This is a genomic window from Faecalibacterium sp. 9, assembly GCF_048320955.1.
Taxonomy (GTDB): domain Bacteria; phylum Bacillota; class Clostridia; order Oscillospirales; family Ruminococcaceae; genus Faecalibacterium; species Faecalibacterium wellingii.
In genome coordinates this window covers 495241-514025 of record NZ_JBLWGB010000003.1, presented here as the reverse complement: position 1 = coordinate 514025, position 18785 = coordinate 495241, and the positions used below count along the sequence as shown (strand labels likewise).

General features: G+C 60.0%; 15 protein-coding genes. 5 read left to right on the top strand and 10 right to left on the bottom strand.

Features of this window, described 5'->3' with window-relative positions:
- Positions 1 to 60: 60 nt before the first annotated feature.
- Genes ACKXF9_RS14895 through ACKXF9_RS14885 form a run of 3 tightly spaced genes read left to right on the top strand, consistent with a single transcriptional unit; the run spans position 61 to position 4075 of the window.
- Positions 61 to 1986, top strand: a complete 1926-nt coding sequence (locus ACKXF9_RS14895) for an NAD(+) synthase (protein WP_418266649.1) — start codon at positions 61 to 63, stop codon at positions 1984 to 1986.
- Positions 1987 to 1989: 3 nt separating this feature from the next.
- Positions 1990 to 2343, top strand: coding sequence for a NusG domain II-containing protein (locus ACKXF9_RS14890; protein ID WP_005940047.1), 354 nt, complete (start codon positions 1990 to 1992; stop codon positions 2341 to 2343).
- 19 nt (positions 2344 to 2362) lie between these two features.
- Complete coding sequence (locus tag ACKXF9_RS14885; protein ID WP_348583182.1) at positions 2363 to 4075, top strand: LCP family protein; 1713 nt, start codon at positions 2363 to 2365, stop codon at positions 4073 to 4075.
- 189 nt (positions 4076 to 4264) lie between these two features.
- On the opposite strand, the gene ACKXF9_RS14880 is transcribed toward ACKXF9_RS14885, so the two are convergent.
- Positions 4265 to 5443 (bottom strand): phosphopentomutase, encoded by a 1179-nt coding sequence (locus ACKXF9_RS14880; protein WP_339395175.1) that lies wholly within the window; start codon positions 5441 to 5443, stop codon positions 4265 to 4267.
- 436 nt (positions 5444 to 5879) lie between these two features.
- Between ACKXF9_RS14880 and pyk the strand changes: the two genes are divergently transcribed.
- Positions 5880 to 7634: a pyruvate kinase gene (gene pyk, locus ACKXF9_RS14875; protein WP_339395176.1), complete on the top strand. Its 1755-nt coding sequence runs from the start codon at positions 5880 to 5882 to the stop codon at positions 7632 to 7634.
- A gap of 18 nt (positions 7635 to 7652) precedes the next feature.
- Positions 7653 to 8105, top strand: coding sequence for an S-ribosylhomocysteine lyase (locus tag ACKXF9_RS14870; protein ID WP_249236981.1), 453 nt, complete (start codon positions 7653 to 7655; stop codon positions 8103 to 8105).
- Between the two features lie 88 nt (positions 8106 to 8193).
- On the opposite strand, the gene ACKXF9_RS14865 is transcribed toward ACKXF9_RS14870, so the two are convergent.
- The 9 genes from ACKXF9_RS14865 to dnaB all read right to left on the bottom strand — a co-directional run bounded on the left by ACKXF9_RS14865 (position 8194) and on the right by dnaB (position 18716).
- Complete coding sequence (locus ACKXF9_RS14865) at positions 8194 to 8961, bottom strand: copper homeostasis protein CutC (RefSeq protein ID WP_418266648.1); 768 nt, start codon at positions 8959 to 8961, stop codon at positions 8194 to 8196.
- A 158-nt stretch (positions 8962 to 9119) separates the two neighbouring features.
- Positions 9120 to 9968 carry an HAD family hydrolase gene (locus ACKXF9_RS14860; protein WP_418266647.1) on the bottom strand — a complete coding sequence of 283 codons (849 nt, stop codon included), beginning with the start codon at positions 9966 to 9968 and terminating at the stop codon, positions 9120 to 9122.
- 18 nt (positions 9969 to 9986) lie between these two features.
- Positions 9987 to 10976: a LacI family DNA-binding transcriptional regulator gene (locus tag ACKXF9_RS14855; RefSeq protein ID WP_418266646.1), complete on the bottom strand. Its 990-nt coding sequence runs from the start codon at positions 10974 to 10976 to the stop codon at positions 9987 to 9989.
- Between the two features lie 197 nt (positions 10977 to 11173).
- Positions 11174 to 11989 (bottom strand): hypothetical protein, encoded by an 816-nt coding sequence (locus ACKXF9_RS14850; protein WP_418266645.1) that lies wholly within the window; start codon positions 11987 to 11989, stop codon positions 11174 to 11176.
- A 70-nt stretch (positions 11990 to 12059) separates the two neighbouring features.
- Complete coding sequence (locus tag ACKXF9_RS14845; RefSeq protein ID WP_418266644.1) at positions 12060 to 13100, bottom strand: hypothetical protein; 1041 nt, start codon at positions 13098 to 13100, stop codon at positions 12060 to 12062.
- 29 nt (positions 13101 to 13129) lie between these two features.
- Positions 13130 to 15280, bottom strand: a complete 2151-nt coding sequence (gene ftsH / locus ACKXF9_RS14840; protein ID WP_418266643.1) for an ATP-dependent zinc metalloprotease FtsH — start codon at positions 15278 to 15280, stop codon at positions 13130 to 13132.
- Positions 15281 to 15313: 33 nt separating this feature from the next.
- On the bottom strand, positions 15314 to 15862 hold the full coding sequence (hpt, locus tag ACKXF9_RS14835; RefSeq protein WP_249236988.1) for a hypoxanthine phosphoribosyltransferase: 549 nt from the start codon (positions 15860 to 15862) through the stop codon (positions 15314 to 15316).
- Positions 15859 to 17316: a tRNA lysidine(34) synthetase TilS gene (gene tilS, locus ACKXF9_RS14830; RefSeq protein WP_418266642.1), complete on the bottom strand. Its 1458-nt coding sequence runs from the start codon at positions 17314 to 17316 to the stop codon at positions 15859 to 15861. Before tilS ends, hpt begins: the two co-directional genes overlap by 4 nt.
- Positions 17316 to 18716, bottom strand: a complete 1401-nt coding sequence (gene dnaB / locus ACKXF9_RS14825) for a replicative DNA helicase (RefSeq protein ID WP_339395263.1) — start codon at positions 18714 to 18716, stop codon at positions 17316 to 17318. Before dnaB ends, tilS begins: the two co-directional genes overlap by 1 nt.
- Between the last annotated feature and the right edge of the window lie 69 nt (positions 18717 to 18785).

Here is an 18785-nt window from a genome sequence, read left to right as displayed (position 1 = left end):
TACTATGTGCACTGCAGGAAATTGCAGTCAACTAAGAAAGACAGGATGTGAAATCCTCCGATGAAAGATGGTTTTTTGAAAGCAGCCGCCCTTTCTCCCGCACTGCGGGTGGCCGACTGCGCCTATAACGTCCGGCAGATCACCGAGGCTCTGCGCAAGGCCGCAGCACGCGGCGTGAAGCTGGCCGTGTTCCCCGAGTTCTGCCTGACCGGCTATACCTGCGGCGACCTGTTTCTGCAGCGTACTCTGCAGACCGGTGCACTGGATGCCCTGAGCACCCTGCTTGATGAAACAAAAGCACTGGACGTTGTCACGCTGGTGGGCCTTCCGCTGCTGGTGCACGGCAAGCTGTACAACTGCGCCGCCGTGCTATGCCATGGCCGCATTCTGGGTCTTGTGCCCAAGACCTATCTGCCCAACTACGGCGAGTTCTACGAAAAGCGCCAGTTCACCCCGGGCAGCACCGAGGTGGAGCTGGTGGAGGTGTGTGGTCAGCAGGTGCCCTTTGGCACCTCCCTGCTGTTCCGCTGCCGCCAGATGCCCAGCTTTGTGCTGGGCGTGGAGATCTGCGAGGATCTGTGGAGCGCCCTGCCGCCTTCCACCTTCCACGCGCTGGCCGGTGCGACCGTGATTGCAAATCTTTCCGCCAGCGATGAGACCGTCGGCAAGGCCGAGTATCGCCGGGCACTGGTGTCCAACCAGTCTGCCCGCCTGCTGTGCGGCTACCTGTATGCTTCCGCCGGGCACGGTGAGAGCACGCAGGACATGGTGTTCGCCGGCCACGACCTGATCGCCGAGAACGGCACTATTCTGGCGGAGAACGCCCCCTTTGACGGCGGCTGTGCCGAGACCGAGATCGACTGCCAGCGCATGGAAGCCGAGCGTGCCCGCAACACCAGTTTTGAGCTGAGCGGCGAGGGCTACCAGACCGTGGAGTTCGATCTGGAACCGGCAGAGACCACGCTGACCCGCTGGATCGACCCCGCACCCTTTGTACCCAGCGACCCCAAGCGCCGCGCCGAGCGCTGTGAGCTGATTCTGAAAATGCAGGCCGACGGCCTTGCCAAGCGGCTGGAACACGCCCACGCAAAGACCGCCGTTATCGGCATTTCCGGCGGCTTGGACAGCTGTCTTGCGCTGCTGGTGGCCGTGCGTGCCATGAAGCAGCTGGGCCGCCCCGCCCGGGATGTGCTGGCTGTGACCATGCCCTGCTTTGGCACCACGAAGCGCACCCGCAGCAATGCAGAGATCCTGTGCGATGAGCTGCAGGTCTCCTTTAAGGAGATCGATATCGCCAACACCGTGCACAGCCATTTTGCGGACATCGGTCAGGATGAGAGCGTGCTGGACGTCACCTTTGAAAATGGACAGGCCCGCGTGCGCACGCTGGAGCTGATGGACACCGCCAACCGCACCGGCGGTCTCGTGGTGGGCACCGGCGACCTTTCGGAGCTGGCACTGGGCTGGGCCACCTACAACGGCGACCACATGAGCATGTACGGCGTCAACGCCGGTGTGCCCAAAACGCTGGTGCGCCACCTTGTGCGCTACGAAGCCGACATTGCCGCCACCGATGCTCTGCGCACCGTGCTGCTGGATATTCTGGATACGCCCGTCTCCCCGGAGCTGCTGCCCGCCAAGGACGGCGAGATTGCACAGAAGACCGAGGACCTTGTGGGGCCCTATGAGCTGCACGATTTCTACCTGTATCAGGTGCTGCGCTTCGGCTTTGGCCCGGCCAAGATCTTCCGGCTGGCAAAGGCTGCATTCGCAGGTCGGCCGGAGTACCCGGACAGTGTGCTGTACAAGTGGCTGCGCAACTTCTACTGGCGGTTCTTTGCCCAGCAGTTCAAGCGCAGCTGCCTGCCCGACGGCCCCAAGGTGGGCAGCGTGACCCTTTCGCCCCGCGGCGACTGGCGGATGCCCAGCGATGCCTGTGCTGCACTGTGGCTGGCTGAGCTGGAACAATTACAGATCAAGGATTAACGCATGAAAAACAAAAAGCTGCTTACCAATCTTCTGTTTGCCGTGGTCATTCTGGCCATTGCCGCTGTGCTGCTGGTGGTACGCCGCGTGCACGCTTCCGGCTCCGGACTGCGGGCCGAGCTGATCTACGGCGACAACAACACCACCATGAACCTGCCGCTGGACGTGGATGAGACCTATGATGTGGACACCGGTTACTATACCGTCCACATTCAGATCAAGGACGGTGCAGCCCGGTTTGTGGATTCGCCCTGCCCGGATCACATCTGCGAAGGCTTCGGCTGGCTTTCCAACGAGGATCAGACCGCCACCTGCCTTCCCGCCCGTGCAGTGCTGACCATTGTACCTGTTTCCTGACAAAAAGGAGTGGTTTTGAATGATGGATGAAAACGATCGTTCCCACGAAGACCGCCGTTCTCTGCGGCACATCAGCCGCAAGGAAGGCTCCGATGATACTGCGCCCATTGAGGTGGACAGCTCGGCGTTCTTTTCCGAGACTCCTCCGGAACCGCCGCAGACCCCGCCGCCCAAGCGTCCTTCTGCCCAGAAGCCCACGCACAAGCATCACGATGCACCGGTACCGCCGCAGGCGCATCCGCCCGTGGACGGAGCCGTGGCAGTACCTTCCAAATGGGGGAATATTTTGCTGATCTTACAAGGCCTTTTAAGTGTTCTGGCTCTGGTGCAGCTGTGGCGCACCCAGATGCTGCCGGTTCTGTATCTGGTCATTCTGGCCGCGCTGCTGGCGCTGCTGTGGCTGCTGGTAAAGCGCTGTCAGGAGTACAACGTTCCCGGCAAGGTGGCCCGGGTGTTCTCGGTATTCCTGTGCGCCGCCATGGCGCTGGGCTGCTTCTGGGCTCAGCAGGGCCTTTCCGCTCTGGGCAGCATGACCTCCGGCCTGCTCACCGGTGCCGAGGCCAACAAGATCACCAAAGAGCCCTTTGTGATCTACCTCAGCGGTGTGGATACCCGCGGCGAGCTGACCGAAAATGCCCGCAGCGACGTGAACATCCTTGCTGCCGTGAACCCTGTCACCAAGCGGGTGGCCCTCGTCAATACGCCCCGCGACTATTACGTAGACCTTGCCGGTACCAGCAGCAAGGACAAGCTGACCCATGCCGGTCTGTACGGCGTGGAGACCAGCATGGAAACGCTGGGCAATTTGTACGGCGTCAACGTGGATCATTACATCCGCATCAACTTTGCAGGCTTCATCAGCATCATCGATGCGCTGGGCGGCGTGGATGTCTACTCCGATCAGGCGTTCACCTCGGTGGGCAGCCCCGGATACTACGACCCCACCACCTTTGTGGAAGGCTGGAACCATCTGGACGGTAAGTCCGCACTGGCCTTTGCCCGCGAACGCCACGCCTTTGCGTCCGGCGATATCCAGCGCGGCATCAACCAGATGAAGGTGATTGATGCCATGCTGAACAAGATCAAGTCCCCTGCCCTGCTGATGGGCTTTTCCAAGATCATGGATGCCGCCTCCGACTGCTTTGTGACCAGCTTTTCACAGGATCAGATCAGTGCGCTGGTGCGGATGCAGCTGAGCGACTTTGCCGAGTGGGATATTGAAAGCTATACCGTCACCGGCACAAGTTCCAGCAGCACCAAGTGCTACTCTGCCAAGGGACAGAAGCTCTACGTCATGAAGCCGGACGATTCTTCTGTAAGCAAGGCCAGGGAAATGCTCGCGTCCGTGCTGGGCGGTGAGGGCACCGTTGCCGACACCACCCAGAAACCGGAAAAGACCGAGGTGTTCACCCCCACCACCGACCCGAACGCCGCTGTTTCGGAGGTTCCTGCCGAGAGCGTTCCCGAGGAAGTGCCCGCCGAGAGTGTGCCGGAAGAGACCGTCCCGGCCGACCAGCCTGCAGATGCAGAGCAGCCTGCCGACACCCAGACGCCGGAGCCGGAAGCTCCCGCTGAGGGCGAGACCGGCGGGGACACACCTGCCGAAGCCCCGTCTATCTCCCTGCCCACGCAGGAAGAGGTGGAACAGGCTGCATCGTCCATCTACAATGCGGCTTCCTCCATCTGGGGTGCCATTCAGGATGCCGCTTCGCAGCAGAACGACGCGGCCTGACGATTTGAAATCTCCTCTGCGCAAGCTCCGGACTCTATAGCGGAAATATTATTTTATTTGCAAAACAGGAAACGACTGCGGTCATTTCCTGTTTTGCTTTTTCACCAGAAAGGCCGTGCCGCTGAACTGCATAAAAAAGCCGCCTGCATTGGTTCAAGATGCAGGCGGCTTTCTCATTCTATAAAATCATTACGCTTTGATCTCGTTCCAGACGCTCTTGCCATCCAGACTGGAAGCATCCACATCCAGATACTCGCAGATGGTCCGGGCAATGGTGCCAAAGCACAGACGAGTGCCAAGGTCAACGCCGGGCTTCACTCCCTTGCCGCAGATCAGGTACGGCACATACTCGCGGGTGTGGTCGGTGGTCTTGGTATAGGACGGGTCGCAGCCGTGGTCAGCCGTCACCATCAGGAGATCGCCCTCCCGCATCCCGGGGATGAAGTCTGCCACGAACCTGTCGAACTCTGTAGCAGCGGCGGCATAGCCCGCCACATCACGGCGATGGCCGTAGAGCATATCGAAGTCCACCAGATTTACAAAGGCAAGGCCCTCAAAGTCGCGGGTCTGCAGTGCCTTGGTGAAGGCGATGCCGTTGGTATTGCCGGTGGTTTTGATCTTCTCGGTCACGCCCTCGCCGTCAAAGATATCGAAGATCTTGCCCACGGCGATGACATCCCTGCCCGCGTCCTTCAGCAGATCCAGCATGGTGGCGCGGGGCGGCTTCAGGCTCAGATCGTGGCGGTTGGTGGTGCGGTAGAAGGTGTCGGCAGTATGGCCCAGGAAGGGGCGTGCGATCACGCGGCCCACACCGTACTCGCCCTTGAGCATTTCGCGGGCGATCTCGCAGTAGCGGTAAAGCTCATGCACCGGCACCAACTCTTCGTTGGCAGCCACCTGAAATACGCTGTCGGCACTGGTGTAGACGATAAGGGCGTTTTCTTTCATGGCCTGCTCGCCGTAATCCTTCAGCACCTGCGTACCGGAATAGGGCTTGTTGCACAGCACCTTGTGGCCGGTCTTTTCCTCAAACTCGTGGATGAGCGCCTCCGGGAAGCCCTCCGGGAAGGTAGGCAGCGGTTTGGGGCTGACAACGCCCGCGATCTCCCAGTGGCCGATGGTGGTATCCTTGCCCATGCTCTGCTCCTGCAGGCGGGCAAAGGAGCCGATGGGTGCATCGGTCTTTTCGCCTGCCGTGACGCCATCGATGTTGAACATGCCCAGTCTGCGCAGGTTGGGGCAGTTGAAGTTGGGATGCTTTGCAATGGCACCCAGGGTGTTGGTGCCCTCGTCGCCAAAGGCGGCGGCATCCGGCTCTGCACCGATTCCAAAGCTGTCAAGGACGATCAGAAAAACACGCTTCTCCATATCGTTTTTTCTCCATTTCCTCCGGAGCATGCCCCGGATAAGTGATACTATCTTTACTTATCATTATAAGCAAATCCCGCACCGGATGCAAGCTTTTTCGCCCTCTCGCAAATATCCGTCATTTTCACCAAAATGTTCGTCATTTTGTTCACGAATCGACCGGGCGTTTCTTCATTTTTAAACGTAAATACGTCATTCCGCGACAAAGATTTCTTGACCGCCTAAAAAATTCAGCCACAGCGCAAAATTTCCCTTGCTCTATTGTATCCCAGCAGATATAATAATAGGTGGAAAAGTTTTGAACCACAGGATTTTTCCGCTTTTGTACCACAGCACGGGATTTTTCCCGTTGGCCGCGCGCAGCTGTCTGTATGACAGCGGACAGCCTGCCGCAAAATAGAGAATGTGAAGTAGTAGTTGGAGGTAGTAAAAGTATATGAGAAAAACAAAGATCATCTGCACTCTGGGCCCGTCCACCGATCAGGAAGGCGTTCTGCGCGAGCTGGTCGCCAACGGCATGAACGTTGCCCGTTTTAATTTTTCCCACGGCTCTCACGAAGAGCATCTGGGCCGCTTTGAAAAGCTGAAGGCCATCCGTGAAGAGCTGGGCAAGCCGGTCGCTGCCCTGCTGGACACCAAGGGCCCCGAGATCCGCCTGAAGGACTTCAAGAACGGCACCGAAATGTTGGAAGCAGGCCAGACCTTCACCCTGACCACCCGGGATGTGGAGGGCACCAAGGAGATCTGCTCCATTACCTATAAGGACCTGCCGCAGGACGTGCAGCCCGGCGGCACCATTATGCTGGACGACGGCCTGATCAAGCTGCAGATCATCACCGTGAACGATACGGACATCGTCTGCAAGGTGCTGAACAACGGCAAGATCAAGAACAAGAAGGGCGTCAATGTGCCCGGCGTGCACCTGTCCATGCCGTATATGAGCCAGCGCGACCGCGATGACATCATCTTCGGCGCACAGCAGGGCTTCGACTTCATCGCTGCTTCCTTCGTGCGCACCGCACAGGATGTGTACGACATCCGCAACCTGCTCAACGAGTACGATTCCGACATCCGCATCATCGCCAAGATCGAGAACCGTGAGGGCGTGAACAACATCGACAGCATTCTGGCTGCTGCTGATGCCGTCATGGTGGCCCGCGGCGATCTGGGCGTTGAGATCGACTTTACCGAGCTGCCCGGCATCCAGAAGAACATCATCGAGCGCTCCTTCTCCTTTGGCAAGCCCATCGTCACCGCTACCCAGATGCTGGACAGCATGATCGTGAACCCCCGCCCCACCCGTGCCGAGATCTCCGACGTGGCAAATGCCATCTACGACGGCACCTCTGCCATCATGCTTTCCGGCGAGACTGCTGCCGGTGCTTATCCGGTGGATGCTCTCAAGACCATGTCTGCCATTGCTGAGCGCACCGAGCAGGAGAACCACGCCCGCTTTGTCCCCCTCACCGAGAACACCGGCAAGATCAGCGTGAGCGATGCCACTGCACACGCTGCCTGCCTGACCGCCAAGGACGTGAACGCCGCAGCCATCGTTACGGTGTCCGAGTCCGGCAACACCGCCCGTCTGCTGAGCAAGTACCGTCCGGAGCAGCCCATTATCGCCTGCGTGATGAAGGAACAGGTACAGCGTCAGCTGGCCCTGAGCTGGGGCATCACCCCGCTGATGATGCCTCTGGCGCACAGCACCGATGAGCTGATCGAAATGTCCACCTCTCTGGCCAAGGAGAACGGCTACCTGCACAACGGTGAGCTGGCGGTCGTGACCGCAGGCGTGCCCGTGGGCGTGTCCGGTACCACCAACATGATCAAGATCCACATGGTGGGCAACTGTCTGGCTACCGGCGTGGGCGTTGGCCGCGAGAATGCCGATGTGACCAGCGCTACCGGCAAGGCCTGCGTCTGCCGCACTCTGGAAGAGGTGCGTGCAAAGTTCAAGCCCGGCATGGTGCTGGTGGTCCCCGCTACCAGCAACGAAATGCTGAGCTATGTGCGCGACGCCGCCGCTCTGGTGGTGGAAGAGCCGGGCCTGAACAGCCATGCCGCCATTGCCGGCAAGGCCCTGCTCAAGCCCACCGTCGTGGGTGCTGCCGGTGCCACCAGCCACATCCGTGACGGCCTGATGGTCGCTGTGGACTGCGCGCACGGCAGCGTGCAGCGCCTGCAGGCATAAGCCAAAGGAGAAAAACTCATGGAACGCATTGCAAGCTTCTGTGTTGACCATACCAAGCTGGACCGCGGCATGTATCTGAGCCGTCAGGACGGCGATGTTCTCACCTGGGACATCCGCATGAAAAAGCCCAATCACGGCGACTACCTGACCACCGGTGCTGCCCACACGCTGGAGCATCTGTTTGCCACCTATGCGCGCAACAGCGCCTTTAAAGACAGCGTGATCTACGTTGGCCCCATGGGCTGCCGCACCGGCTTCTATCTGCTCACCCGCGGCCTGACCCCCGCCGAGGCTCTGGAGCTGACGGTGGAGTCCTTCCGCTTCATGGCTGGCTTTGAGGGCGCAGTGCCCGGTGCCAGCGAAGTGGAGTGCGGCAACTACCGCGATATGGACCTGCCCGCTGCCAAGGCCGAAGCCGCTGCCATGCTACCGGTGCTGGAAGCACTGACCGGCGACGAGCTGCATTACTAAGCTATCTTCACCCTTCAAATTCATCATCATAAAAAAGCGCTCTCCCACCGGGTTTCCGTTGGGAGAGCGCTTTCGTTTTATTCGTTTTTTAAAGGTTATCCAATGCCTGCCGTGCTGCACGGACCTTTTCTTCGCTGGTCTGCCACACCTCAAACTCCGAAAAGCCGGGCAGGCCCATGGGCACGCCCTCGCGCCGGAAGGTCATGCGGCTTTGCAGCACCTGTTTGCCGGAAAGGTGAAATGCCCGCACACCGGTCTGTGCGGCCAGCACCGGAATGTTCTGTGCCGAGACCCCGGCACCTGCCAGAATCTCCACATCCTTCCCTGCACGCTCTGTCAGCTGCCGCAGCAGTGCAGCGCCCTGCGGCGCGCTGGCCGCCTGTCCGCTGGTGAGGATGGTACAAAGGCCCATCTCCCGGGCTGTTTCCAGCGCAGCAAAGGGGTCCGCGCAGACGTCAAAAGCGCGGTGCAGGGTACACGCCACCGGACGGCCCGCCTTCTCTGCTGCCTTGCGTGCCGCCGCATAGATGGGCTGCATGGCTCCTGCATCCAGCGCACCCTCCGGGGTCAGCACACCGGTCACGATACCGTCTGCCCCGGCTTCCACCAGCTCTGCAGCCAGCTGTTCCATCTGGGCAAGCTCATAGCTGTCATAGCAGAAATCGCCAAAGCGGGGCCGCAGCAGCGCCCGCACCGGCAGGCCGGTCTCTGCCTTGACCTGCTGCACCAGCGTCAGGCTGGGCGTTGTACCGCCAACGATGAGGTCGGCACACAGTTCCAGCCGGTCGGCACCGCCGCGCTTTGCCGCCAGCGCACTGGCGGTGCTGTCCACACATACTTCCAGAACAGAGCGCATGATAAATCCTCCTTTTTTGCCGGATGGTACTCCGGCACTTTGTTTTATTTTACCACATTTTTCCGGTTTGTAAAATTATTTTATTGTGCTCCGGCGATGCGGCAGCAAAAAGGCTGCGGCCCGGGTCTTATCCCTGCCGCAGCCTTTGTTGTTTTTGTTCAGATCAGGCCAAGCGCCTTGAACTCTTTTGCAATGCCGTCCTCATATACCGAGGGCGCAATGCGGTCACAGCGCTTTTTCAGTGTTTCAGAACCATTGGCCATGCACACGCTGATGCCTGCCACATCGGTCATCTGCAGGTCATTATCGCTGTCGCCAAAGCCAATGGTATCTGCCAGCGTACAGCCCAGATGGTCACAGATGGCCTTGATGCCGGTGCCCTTATCAAATTTGCGGTTGATGAGCTCACCATTCACAAAGCCATCGGTCAGGCTGTCCAGCTTGCTCTCGCAGAACACGAACTGATCCGCATAGAGCCGCTTTGCCTCGGCAAGGTCGCTTTCGTGGTCGGCAATGAATACGATCTTATACAGCGGTTCCCCTTTGTAATCGGAAAGCGGCAGGATGGACATGCCCTCTTCCATGGCTTTGCGCCAGCGCTCTGCTTCGCTGTTCAGTGGTGCTCCATTCTTTTGGTGGATAAAATTCCACCTTTGCACCATCTTGATACCGCCAAAAGTGGCATCCCGGGCTTCCAGCGTGCACTCCACGCCATGGCGTTCCAGCGCCGCGCGCACGCCTTCGGCCTGCTGCGGCTCCATGGGGATATCCACCAGAGTCTTGCCATCGCACAGCACATAACCGCCTGCACTGCACACCGCACCCGCAAAGCAGCTGTGGCGCAGCAGCGGCTCGGTCATGCGGTGGTTGCGGCCGGTGCACAAAAACAACCTGTGCCCGTTTGCTTTGGCGCTGTCCAGCGCGGCCAGCGTGCTTTCCGGGATCAGCATATCCCCCGGCGGCAGCAAGGTACCGTCAATATCCAGAAAAATCAATCTGTGATCCATATCATCCTTACCCTCTGTTTACAGAGAACCGCGCTCCACTACCTGATACCCCAGCGTCACCTGACGCACCGGGCCGCCATATTCCTTCTCTTCCAGCATCTGCAGCAGGATCCGGGCGGCTTCCTGCCCCACCTGCTTCTGATAAAATCGCACCGTGGCCAGACCCGGGTCGGTCACACTGCCCGCCCAGCTGTCGCCAATGCCGGCAAGGCCCACATCCCGTCCGATCTGCCGTCCTGCCTGCTTGAGCGCATGCATGGCGCCAAAGGCCACCGTATCGGTCACGCAGACCACACCATCCAGAAACGGGCAGCGGGTCAGCAGCTCCTGCATACAGCGCTGCCCCTCTTCCACGGTGAATGCATTGCAGCAGATGCGGGGCAGCTGATTGCCATCCAGCCCTGCGTCCCTCAAGGCATCCTGCACGCCTTCCCGGCGCTGGATGCCGGTGGCATCGTCCCGTTCGGAGCCGCCAATGTAAACGATCCTTCTGCGGCCATGCTCCAGCATCCGCTGGGTCAGCTCCCGGGCGGCGGTATGGTCATCGTTGTACACGCAGGCCACGTCCGGAAAACGCTGGCCTGTGACCACCACCGGTACACTGCAGTTTTTCAGCGCCTGTGCCAGCTGAGGGGTATAGTAGCTGCCCAGCAGGATAATGCCCGCCACGTGGTTGCGCTGCATGGCATTCAGATAGCCCAGCTCCCGCTGGGCGTCCAGCTCGGTGTTTCCCAGCAGCAGGAGATAGTTTCTGGCATCCAGCTCACTGGCGATCCCGGCGGTGAGCTGCCCGACCGACTGGGAGCCGATGCTGGGGGCGATCACGCCGATCTGATTCACTTTGCCGGTGCGCAGAGTCTGAGCGGTCGTATCGGGGCGGTAGCCGGTCTTCTCCACAACCTCCCGGATGATGGCACGCTTCTGCTCGCTCAGAGGCCCGCCGTTCAGGTAACGGCTGACGGCCGCACTGGACACGCCAGCCATTTTTGCAATATCACTGATGGTCATATTCGCGGTACTTCTCTCTTTTGGGGTGCATTGTTGTGTGTAAACGTTTTCACGCTTATTATAAACCGCTTTCACCCATCCTGCAAGATGCGCTTTTTCCGGTTTATCCCGGTATGTGATTTGTTTTTTTATTGACCGTGCACAAAAGACGGCCTTTTCTCCCGGCGAAAAGCGACCATTTTTTCAAAACAGACAGGTCACACTGCACCCATGCTCCAGGCACGCACCAGCAGCCCCAGCACCAGCGCCGCCAGCAGCACGATCATGACTGTCTGATTGCCGGAATTTTTCCGTTTCTTTTTACAATTTGTATTTCCGCGGCCCTTTGCAGAGCTGCCGCGGCCGGAATTGCTGTGCGCTGCCGTTCTCTTGCCGGCAGAGCGGCTGCTGCCCGTTTTGCGGCTCTGGGCACTTCCGCGCTGGTTCTGCCTTGTGTTCTGGCGGGATGTACTGCGGGCGGCAGGCTTTTCTTCAGCCGGTGCACGGCTGGATGCAACAGGCTCCTTTGCCCCGCAGCGGGACAAAAACTCCTCTGCCTGACGGTAATAGCGGGCCAGCTCGTTTTCCCGGAAGGCCGTGCCCGCATAGGCATCCTCCAGACATTCGATGGCTTCGTTGAACAGGATCGCCGCCTGCGCCGCGTCGGTCTGGTCGGTGGCGTGGGCTGCTTCGTTGCGGGCCGTTCGCACGGTGTTGCAGGCGCGGCGGGCTGCACCCGGGCTGCTGGTGTTTCCCAGCAGATCCAGAGGCTTTTCCGCATCCTTTTCCGGGTCCAGCAGCACACGCATACAGATAGTGGTGTCCAGCTGCTGCCAGCTGCTCTTGCCGGAAAGATCCGGCATCCGGTCATAGTAGTCCGGGCTTTCCTGCTGGCGCTGGGCAATATGGTCAAACAATGCGCCCAGACTGTTGGAGCCGGGCTTGTGCTCCCAGTGCCAGCGCAGCAGGCGGCGGCTGATCTCATCGCAGGCGGTCTTGATCTCAAAAGCGGCCTGTAAGGCTTCTTCCGGCATGGTCGGGTTCTCCCTTCTGATATGCAAAAAGCGGAGAAGGCAGATCAGCCCTCTCCGCTGCTGTTTGTGTTTACAGTACGAACTGATAGTACACGAAGCCGCACAGCGCCACAGCCGCGCAGATGACGGCAGTGATGGGCGGCACCCAGCGGATCAGCGTTTCTGCCACGCTGTCGCGCTCGTCCTCGTACTCCTCATTGTCCTCATAATCAGGCTCCGGCTGCTGGGCCGCCGGCTGTGCACGGCGGGAGGTGGCAGGCATCACACGGGTGCCTTCCTCTGCCTGTGCACGCGCTGCCCTGTCCGGGAACTGTTCCCGCATTCCGTCATCCAGCATACGGGTCGGCTCTGCAGCAGGCTCCTGCGGCTGCGGGCGGCGCGGTGCGCCCATGATGCGGGTGGGCTCCTCCTGTGCCGGCTGCACAGGGGCGGCTCCCATGATACGGGTCGGCTCTTCCTGTTCCGGCTGTGGCGCCAGAGGAGTTTCCAGCTCCGGCTCGGTCTGGGCAGGCTGTTCCGGCTGTAGCAGGGTGTTCAGCGCATTCTGCAGCAGGATGCGGTCACAGCCGCACTCCGAGCAGTAAACGGTGTCTTCTTCCTTGGGATGGAACGCACCGCAGGCGCAGTACCAGCCGTTTTCAAACACCTGAGGCTGATACTTCAGCTCCGGGCGGTTCATGCGGACCTCCAGCGCCTTTTCCAGCTCTGCGGACAGGCGTTTGGGGGCAGGCAGGCGCACGCGCTTGATGGCATCCAGATGCACCACCCGTTTGCCGTTGTACACATTGCACAGCGAAACATCCACGCTGGTGATCGCCTTGGAGGTAACGAACACGGCATCATCCATGCCAAACATTTCGCCGGGCTTCGCTTCCAGATCGTGGTACTCGAACCGGTCTTCGCACAGGATCACACCGTCCACGCCCTTGCACTTGAAGTGGATCTCCAGCGCAGTCAACGTCACCTTGGAAATATTCTTGAAGGTCAGGCAGACCGCGTGCTCACCGCTGACATCCCCCTTGAGCAGCTCCACGCAGACGAACTGCACCGGACTGCCGGGGGTGTAATAGTTTGCGCGGGTCCGTGCGACCGGGTTAAAATTTTCCTCCACGACACTCGCTCCTTTCCATTTGGATCAAATCAGTTCTGCGGGTCCTGTGCATCCGGCGTTTCCGGTGCAGCGGTCTCCGGCAGCGGCTGGGCCGTTTCGGCCTGTTCGGCAGGCTCCGCAGCTTCTGCAGGCTGCGCCTGCTCTGCGGTCTCGGCCGGTGCAGCCTGCACGGTCTGCTCCGGCTCATCCCCTTCACGCGGGGGCAGGGTACCGCCGGCCATGATGGTGTTGAACTCCTGCTCATTGAGCTTTTCGCGTTCCATCAGAGCCTTTGCCAGCGCGTGTAGCTGATCGATGTGCTCGGTCAGGGTGCGGCGGCAGGTCTCGTAGGCTTCGTCGATGATATCCCGCATCTCGCCGTCGATCTCGGCAGCAGTGGTCTCGCTGTAGCCCTTGCCCTGACCCAGATCGCGGCCCAGGAAGGTCTCCTCCTGCGAGGTGCCGTACACCACAGGGCCGAGCCGCTCCGAGAAGCCGTACTTGGTGATCATCTGGCGGGCAATGTTGGTAGCCTGCTGCAGATCATTGGAAGCACCGGTGGAGATATCCTCCAAAATCAGCTGTTCGGCCACGCGGCCGCCCAGACTGGAAACGATATCCTCGAACATTTCGCCCTTGGTCACATAGCTGCGGTCTTTCTCGGGCAGATACATCGTGTAGCCGCCTGCCTGACCGCGGGGGATAATGGTGATCTCGTGCACACGGGGATGATGCTTGCAGTAGAAGCCCGCCACCGCGTGGCCTGCCTCATGGTAAGCAGTCAGCTTCTTTTCCTCGGGGGTCACAACGCGGCTCTTCTTTTCGGGGCCGGCCATGACCTTCATGGAAGCTTCCTCAATATCCTCCATGGTAATGGCCTTGCGGTTGCGGCGTGCAGCCAGCAGGGCCGCTTCGTTGACAAGGTTCTCAAGGTCTGCGCCCGCAAAGCCTGCGGTGCGCTGTGCAATGACCCTGAGAGAGACATCCGGGGCCAGCGGCTTCTTTTTGGTGTGGACCTTGAGGATCTCCTCACGGCCCTTGACATCCGGCAGGCCCACATAGACCTGACGGTCAAAGCGGCCCGGACGCAGCAGAGCCTTATCCAGAATGTCGGCGCGGTTGGTGGCCGCCATGACGATGATGCCGTCGTTGGCCTCAAAGCCGTCCATTTCCACCAGCAGCTGGTTCAGGGTCTGCTCGCGTTCATCGTGACCGCCGCCTAAGCCGGCACCACGCTGACGGCCCACAGCATCGATCTCATCAATGAAGATGATGCAGGGCATGGACTTCTTGGCCTTATCAAACAGGTCACGCACGCGGGATGCACCCACGCCGACGTACATTTCCACAAAGTCAGAGCCGGAAATGGAATAGAACGGCACACCGGCCTCACCGGCGCAGGCACGGGCCAGCAGGGTCTTACCGGTACCCGGAGGGCCTACCAGCAGCACGCCGTGGGGAATGCGGGCACCCAGAGTGTTGAACTTTTCGGGGCTCTTGAGGAACTCCACGACCTCTTTCAGCTCTTCCTTTTCCTCGTCCTCACCGGCAACATCGGCAAAGGTAGCCGTCTTTTTGTTCTCGTGCTCATCCTTCACCTTGGCCTTGCCAACGTTCATGATCCCGCCGCCGCCAGCGCCGCCGCGCATCATAGAGAAGAGCAAAAAGCCGGTGCAGCCCAGCATTGCCAGATAGAACAGGATCTCCATCCATGGGATGCTTTCCTTGACAGGGGTATAATCGTACACCATGGGAGCATCCGGGTTCGCTTCGTCATAGGCGGCAATGTAGTCGCCCACATACTTGACGAACATGGAGGCATAGGGCAGCTTGTAGCGCACCGTCACAGTGCCGTCGCTGTTCTTCTGCGCAGCGGATGCAGTGCTGTCCGAAGAGGACAGCATCCCACTCAGCAGGCCGCCGGTGGCCTGTGTGGTGCTCGGGGCCGTGGTATCCGGCAGGGGCAGGTTATTTTTGCCGCCTTCCTTGATGTCCATGGTGATGACGCCGGTGTTCAGGTCCAGCGAGAACTGCGTGACCTGCAGGCTTTCAAAGTAATGCACCACCGTGGAATACTCCATGGAAGAGCTGCCGGCAGAGCCGGTGCCGCCCAGCACCGACCAGACCATCAGCACCGCCGCCAGCGCCAGCGCCAAAATCAGCGGATTGAAACGGGGTCTCTTGGATTGCAAAAAAATCAACTCCAGTTCTTGGATGAATTATAGTGTGAGAAATCACTTCTCGTAGACTTCGGGCTTGAGCACACCCACATAAGGCAGGTTGCGGTACTTTTCATCGTAATCCAGACCGTAGCCCACCACGAACTCGTCCGGTACCTGGAAGCCCTCGTAGTCGGGCTGGATATCGGCCTTGCGGCGGCTGGGCTTGTCCAGAATGGTGCAGATCTTCACCGAGTTGGGGTTGCGCATCTTGAGCATGGGCACAAGGTTCGAGAGGGTGACGCCGGTATCCAGAATATCCTCCACGATCAGCACATCCTTGCCGGACAGATCGCCGTCCAGATCCTTGATGATCTTTACAAGGCCGCTGGTAACGGTGTTGCTGCCGCCGTAGCTGGACACCACCATAAAATCGATGCTGCACGGAATGCTCACCGCACGCATCAGGTCGGCCATAAACACCACCGAACCCTTGAGGATGGACACCAGAACAAGGTTTTTGCCCTCGTAGTCCCTGCTGATCTGTGCACCCAGCTCAGCCACCTTTGCCTTCAGCTCTTCTTCACTGACCAGAACGTTCTTGATATCATCATGCATGCTCATGATAGTTCCTCCCTATGTTCCATTTCCATCTGCAGCACCTGTGCAGTGTCCTCGTCCGGAGCAAGGCCCTCTGCAAAGCCTGCACCGCAGACCCAAAGCACCTCGCTGCCCGCCGCCAGCAGCGGCAGCTGATCGCGCATCTGCGCGGGGATGCCCGCTTCGTTCATCCACTTGCGCAGCCGGTTGTGCACACTTCGTCCCGCCGGGCGGTAGACATCCCCCGGCTGGCGGGTGCGCAGAACAAGACCAGCATACAACGTAGTTATTCTAGCATAATCCGCCTGATTTTTTAAGTCTTTTTTATGAACGACTTGTATTTTTTCTTCAAAATCAGCCGTAAAAAGCTCTGCAGTCACCTTCCAGCCGCCTGCAAAGCCGTATTCTGCCTGTTTTTCCGGCACAAAAGGCCAGCTTTCGGGCTGCGGCGTGGTCTGCCTCTGCGGCAGCTCCGTCACCTCTTCCTGCCAGAAAAAGCCCTTTCCTGCACAAAAGCGTACCCGGCCGGTCAGCTGCACCGCGCCGCTGCCGCGCCGCACAAGGGCGCACAGCAGCTGCACATATTTTTCCTCTGCGTCCCGCACAGGGGCCGTCAGCGAATGCATGGCCGCTTCCAGAACAGGCGCATCCGCAGCGGAAAGCGGGCCCAGCCGCCACACCCTGCAGGCGTCCGGGGCCCTGATGCCGACGGCCTGAGTCCCATCCAGACGCGCAGCGGAAAGCAGTTCCTGCGCTTTCCGGGCAAAGTAGTCATCCGCCCGGGCCGCTTTTTCGCAGAAGCGGGCAAGGTTTTCCACCGCTGCGCCGTTGGTGCTCTGCAGTGCAGGCAGCGCCGCACGGCGCACCCGGTTGCGGGCATAGGCATCGGTCTCGTTTGTCTCGTCCGTCACCCAGCGCTGCCCGGCTGCACGGCAGAAGCTTTCGGTATCCTGCCGGGTAAGGGGCAGCAGAGGCCGCAGATAAGGCCCGCGTCTGGGCCGGATGCCTGCTGCGCCGTGCATCCCCGTGCCCCGGGCCAGACGCAGCAGCAGGGTCTCCGCCTGATCATTTGCAGTATGGGCTGTTGCAACGGCGTCTATCCCCTCCCTGCACAAACGCGCAAAGCAGGCGTAGCGCAGGCGGCGGGCCCAGTCCTCCCCGGCATGTTCCGGTACAGAGCTAAACTCTTCCGCATGGAACACCCGCAGCGGCACGCCCAGACGGGCGCATTCGGCCCGCACAAAGGCTTCGTCCCGGTGGGCGCTCTCACCCCGCAGGCCGTGGTTCACATGGCAGGCAGAAAGCTCAAACCCGAACTCCGGCTGCAGGGCCAGCAGGATACGCAGCAGTGCCATACTGTCTGCCCCGCCGGACACTGCCGCCGCCAAATGCAGCTCATGCAGCGGGGCACCCGGGGTCAGCAGTGCTTCCCGCAGACAGTATTCCCGCACCCGGGCAAGGATCGTTTCGTTTTCCATCAGCGTTTGAAGTCCACATCCATAAAGCGGGTGTGGGCACCATCCCAGCCCAGCGGCACCGTGCTGGTCTCGCCGTGACGGTTCTTTGCCACGATGCACTCGGCGGTATCGGCGTCCACCTCCGCGCCGTCCGGGTTCTGGCTGGCATAGTAGGAATCGCGGTACAGAAACAGAACGCAGTCGGCGTCCTGCTCGATGGAGCCGGAATCACGCAGGTCGGAAAGCTGGGGCCGGTGGCTGGAGTTGTTGCCCTGTTTTTCCACCGCACGGGACAGCTGGGAAAGCGCGATGATGGGCACATTCATCTCCTTTGCCATGATCTTGAGGTTTCGGGTAATGGAGCTGATTTCCTGCACGCGGTTCTCGCTGCGCTGGCCGGTGGTCATCAGCTGCAGATAGTCGATGACGATGAGGCCCACGTTCGGGCGGGTAGGGTCCTGATTCACCCGGCGGATCTTTGCCTTCATCTCGGTGATGGTGATGCCGGAGGTATCGTCCATATAGATGGGTGCATCGTGCAGCTTTTCGGTGGCAAGAGCCAGATACTCCCAGTCCTCAGCACGCAGGGCGCCGGTGCGGAAGGCCTGACTGTCGATGCCGGCTTCGGCAGAAAGGATACGGTTGGTCAGCTGTTCCTTGGTCATTTCCAGACTGAAGATCGCCACCGGAACCTTTTGCTGCATGGCCACACGGGTGGCGATGTTCAGCGCAAAGCTGGTCTTGCCCATACCGGGGCGGGCTGCAAGGATGATGAGGTCGCCGCGGCCAAGGCCGGTGAGCACCGTATCCAGCAGGCGGAACCCGGTGGGGATGCCCTTGTATTTGTCTGCATCCGGGCCGCTGATCTTCTGCAGGTTGGTCAGGGTCTCCACCATGCTGGAGGAAAGCGGCGTCAGTGCGCTGGAATCGCGGCCGGAGCGGATCTCATAAATGCGCTGTTCCGCGTTTTCCAGCAGCAGATCGGCGTCCGGCTCATCTCCGGCATCCTGCAGGATGTCCTTTGCCACCCCCATCAGCTGGCGCACCAGATACTTTTCCTGCACGATCTGGGCGTAGGCCTTCACATTGGAGATGCTGGGCACCGTCTCGGCAAGGCCGGTCAGGTAGACCTTTGCTTCGTCGGCACTGGGGAACACGCCGTCCGAGATCACCGCGTCCAGCAGGGTAACAAAGTCGATGGTCTGGTCGGCGGTGAACAGCCGCAGCATCTCCGAATAGATCTGCGCGTTCTGCCGGGTATAGAACATCTCCGGCCGGATGATCTCCACCAGATCGGTGAGGGTCTCTGGTTTGAGCAGCACCGCGCCCAGCACGCTCTGCTCTGCCTGCATGTTATAGGGCAGGTTGATGCCCACACTTTCCAGATTCAGTTCATTGGAATAACGTCGTTCATTCGGCATGGTCATTTATCCTTTTGCGTTTTTGCTGAAAAGCCAAAAAGCGCCCCCTGCTGTGAGGGGGCGCAGATG

Coding starts and splice junctions, on each gene's coding strand:
- tilS (WP_418266642.1), bottom strand. CDS start 17,316: ATGGAAAACGAAACGATCCTTGCCCGGGTGCGGGAATACTGTCTGCGG.
- ACKXF9_RS14865 (WP_418266648.1), bottom strand. CDS start 8,961: ATGCGCTCTGTTCTGGAAGTATGTGTGGACAGCACCGCCAGTGCGCTG.
- ACKXF9_RS14885 (WP_348583182.1), top strand. CDS start 2,363: ATGATGGATGAAAACGATCGTTCCCACGAAGACCGCCGTTCTCTGCGG.
- ACKXF9_RS14855 (WP_418266646.1), bottom strand. CDS start 10,976: ATGACCATCAGTGATATTGCAAAAATGGCTGGCGTGTCCAGTGCGGCC.
- pyk (WP_339395176.1), top strand. CDS start 5,880: ATGAGAAAAACAAAGATCATCTGCACTCTGGGCCCGTCCACCGATCAG.
- ACKXF9_RS14850 (WP_418266645.1), bottom strand. CDS start 11,989: ATGCCGGAAGAAGCCTTACAGGCCGCTTTTGAGATCAAGACCGCCTGC.
- ACKXF9_RS14890 (WP_005940047.1), top strand. CDS start 1,990: ATGAAAAACAAAAAGCTGCTTACCAATCTTCTGTTTGCCGTGGTCATT.
- dnaB (WP_339395263.1), bottom strand. CDS start 18,716: ATGCCGAATGAACGACGTTATTCCAATGAACTGAATCTGGAAAGTGTG.
- ACKXF9_RS14870 (WP_249236981.1), top strand. CDS start 7,653: ATGGAACGCATTGCAAGCTTCTGTGTTGACCATACCAAGCTGGACCGC.
- hpt (WP_249236988.1), bottom strand. CDS start 15,862: ATGAGCATGCATGATGATATCAAGAACGTTCTGGTCAGTGAAGAAGAG.
- ACKXF9_RS14860 (WP_418266647.1), bottom strand. CDS start 9,968: ATGGATCACAGATTGATTTTTCTGGATATTGACGGTACCTTGCTGCCG.
- ACKXF9_RS14895 (WP_418266649.1), top strand. CDS start 61: ATGAAAGATGGTTTTTTGAAAGCAGCCGCCCTTTCTCCCGCACTGCGG.
- ACKXF9_RS14880 (WP_339395175.1), bottom strand. CDS start 5,443: ATGGAGAAGCGTGTTTTTCTGATCGTCCTTGACAGCTTTGGAATCGGT.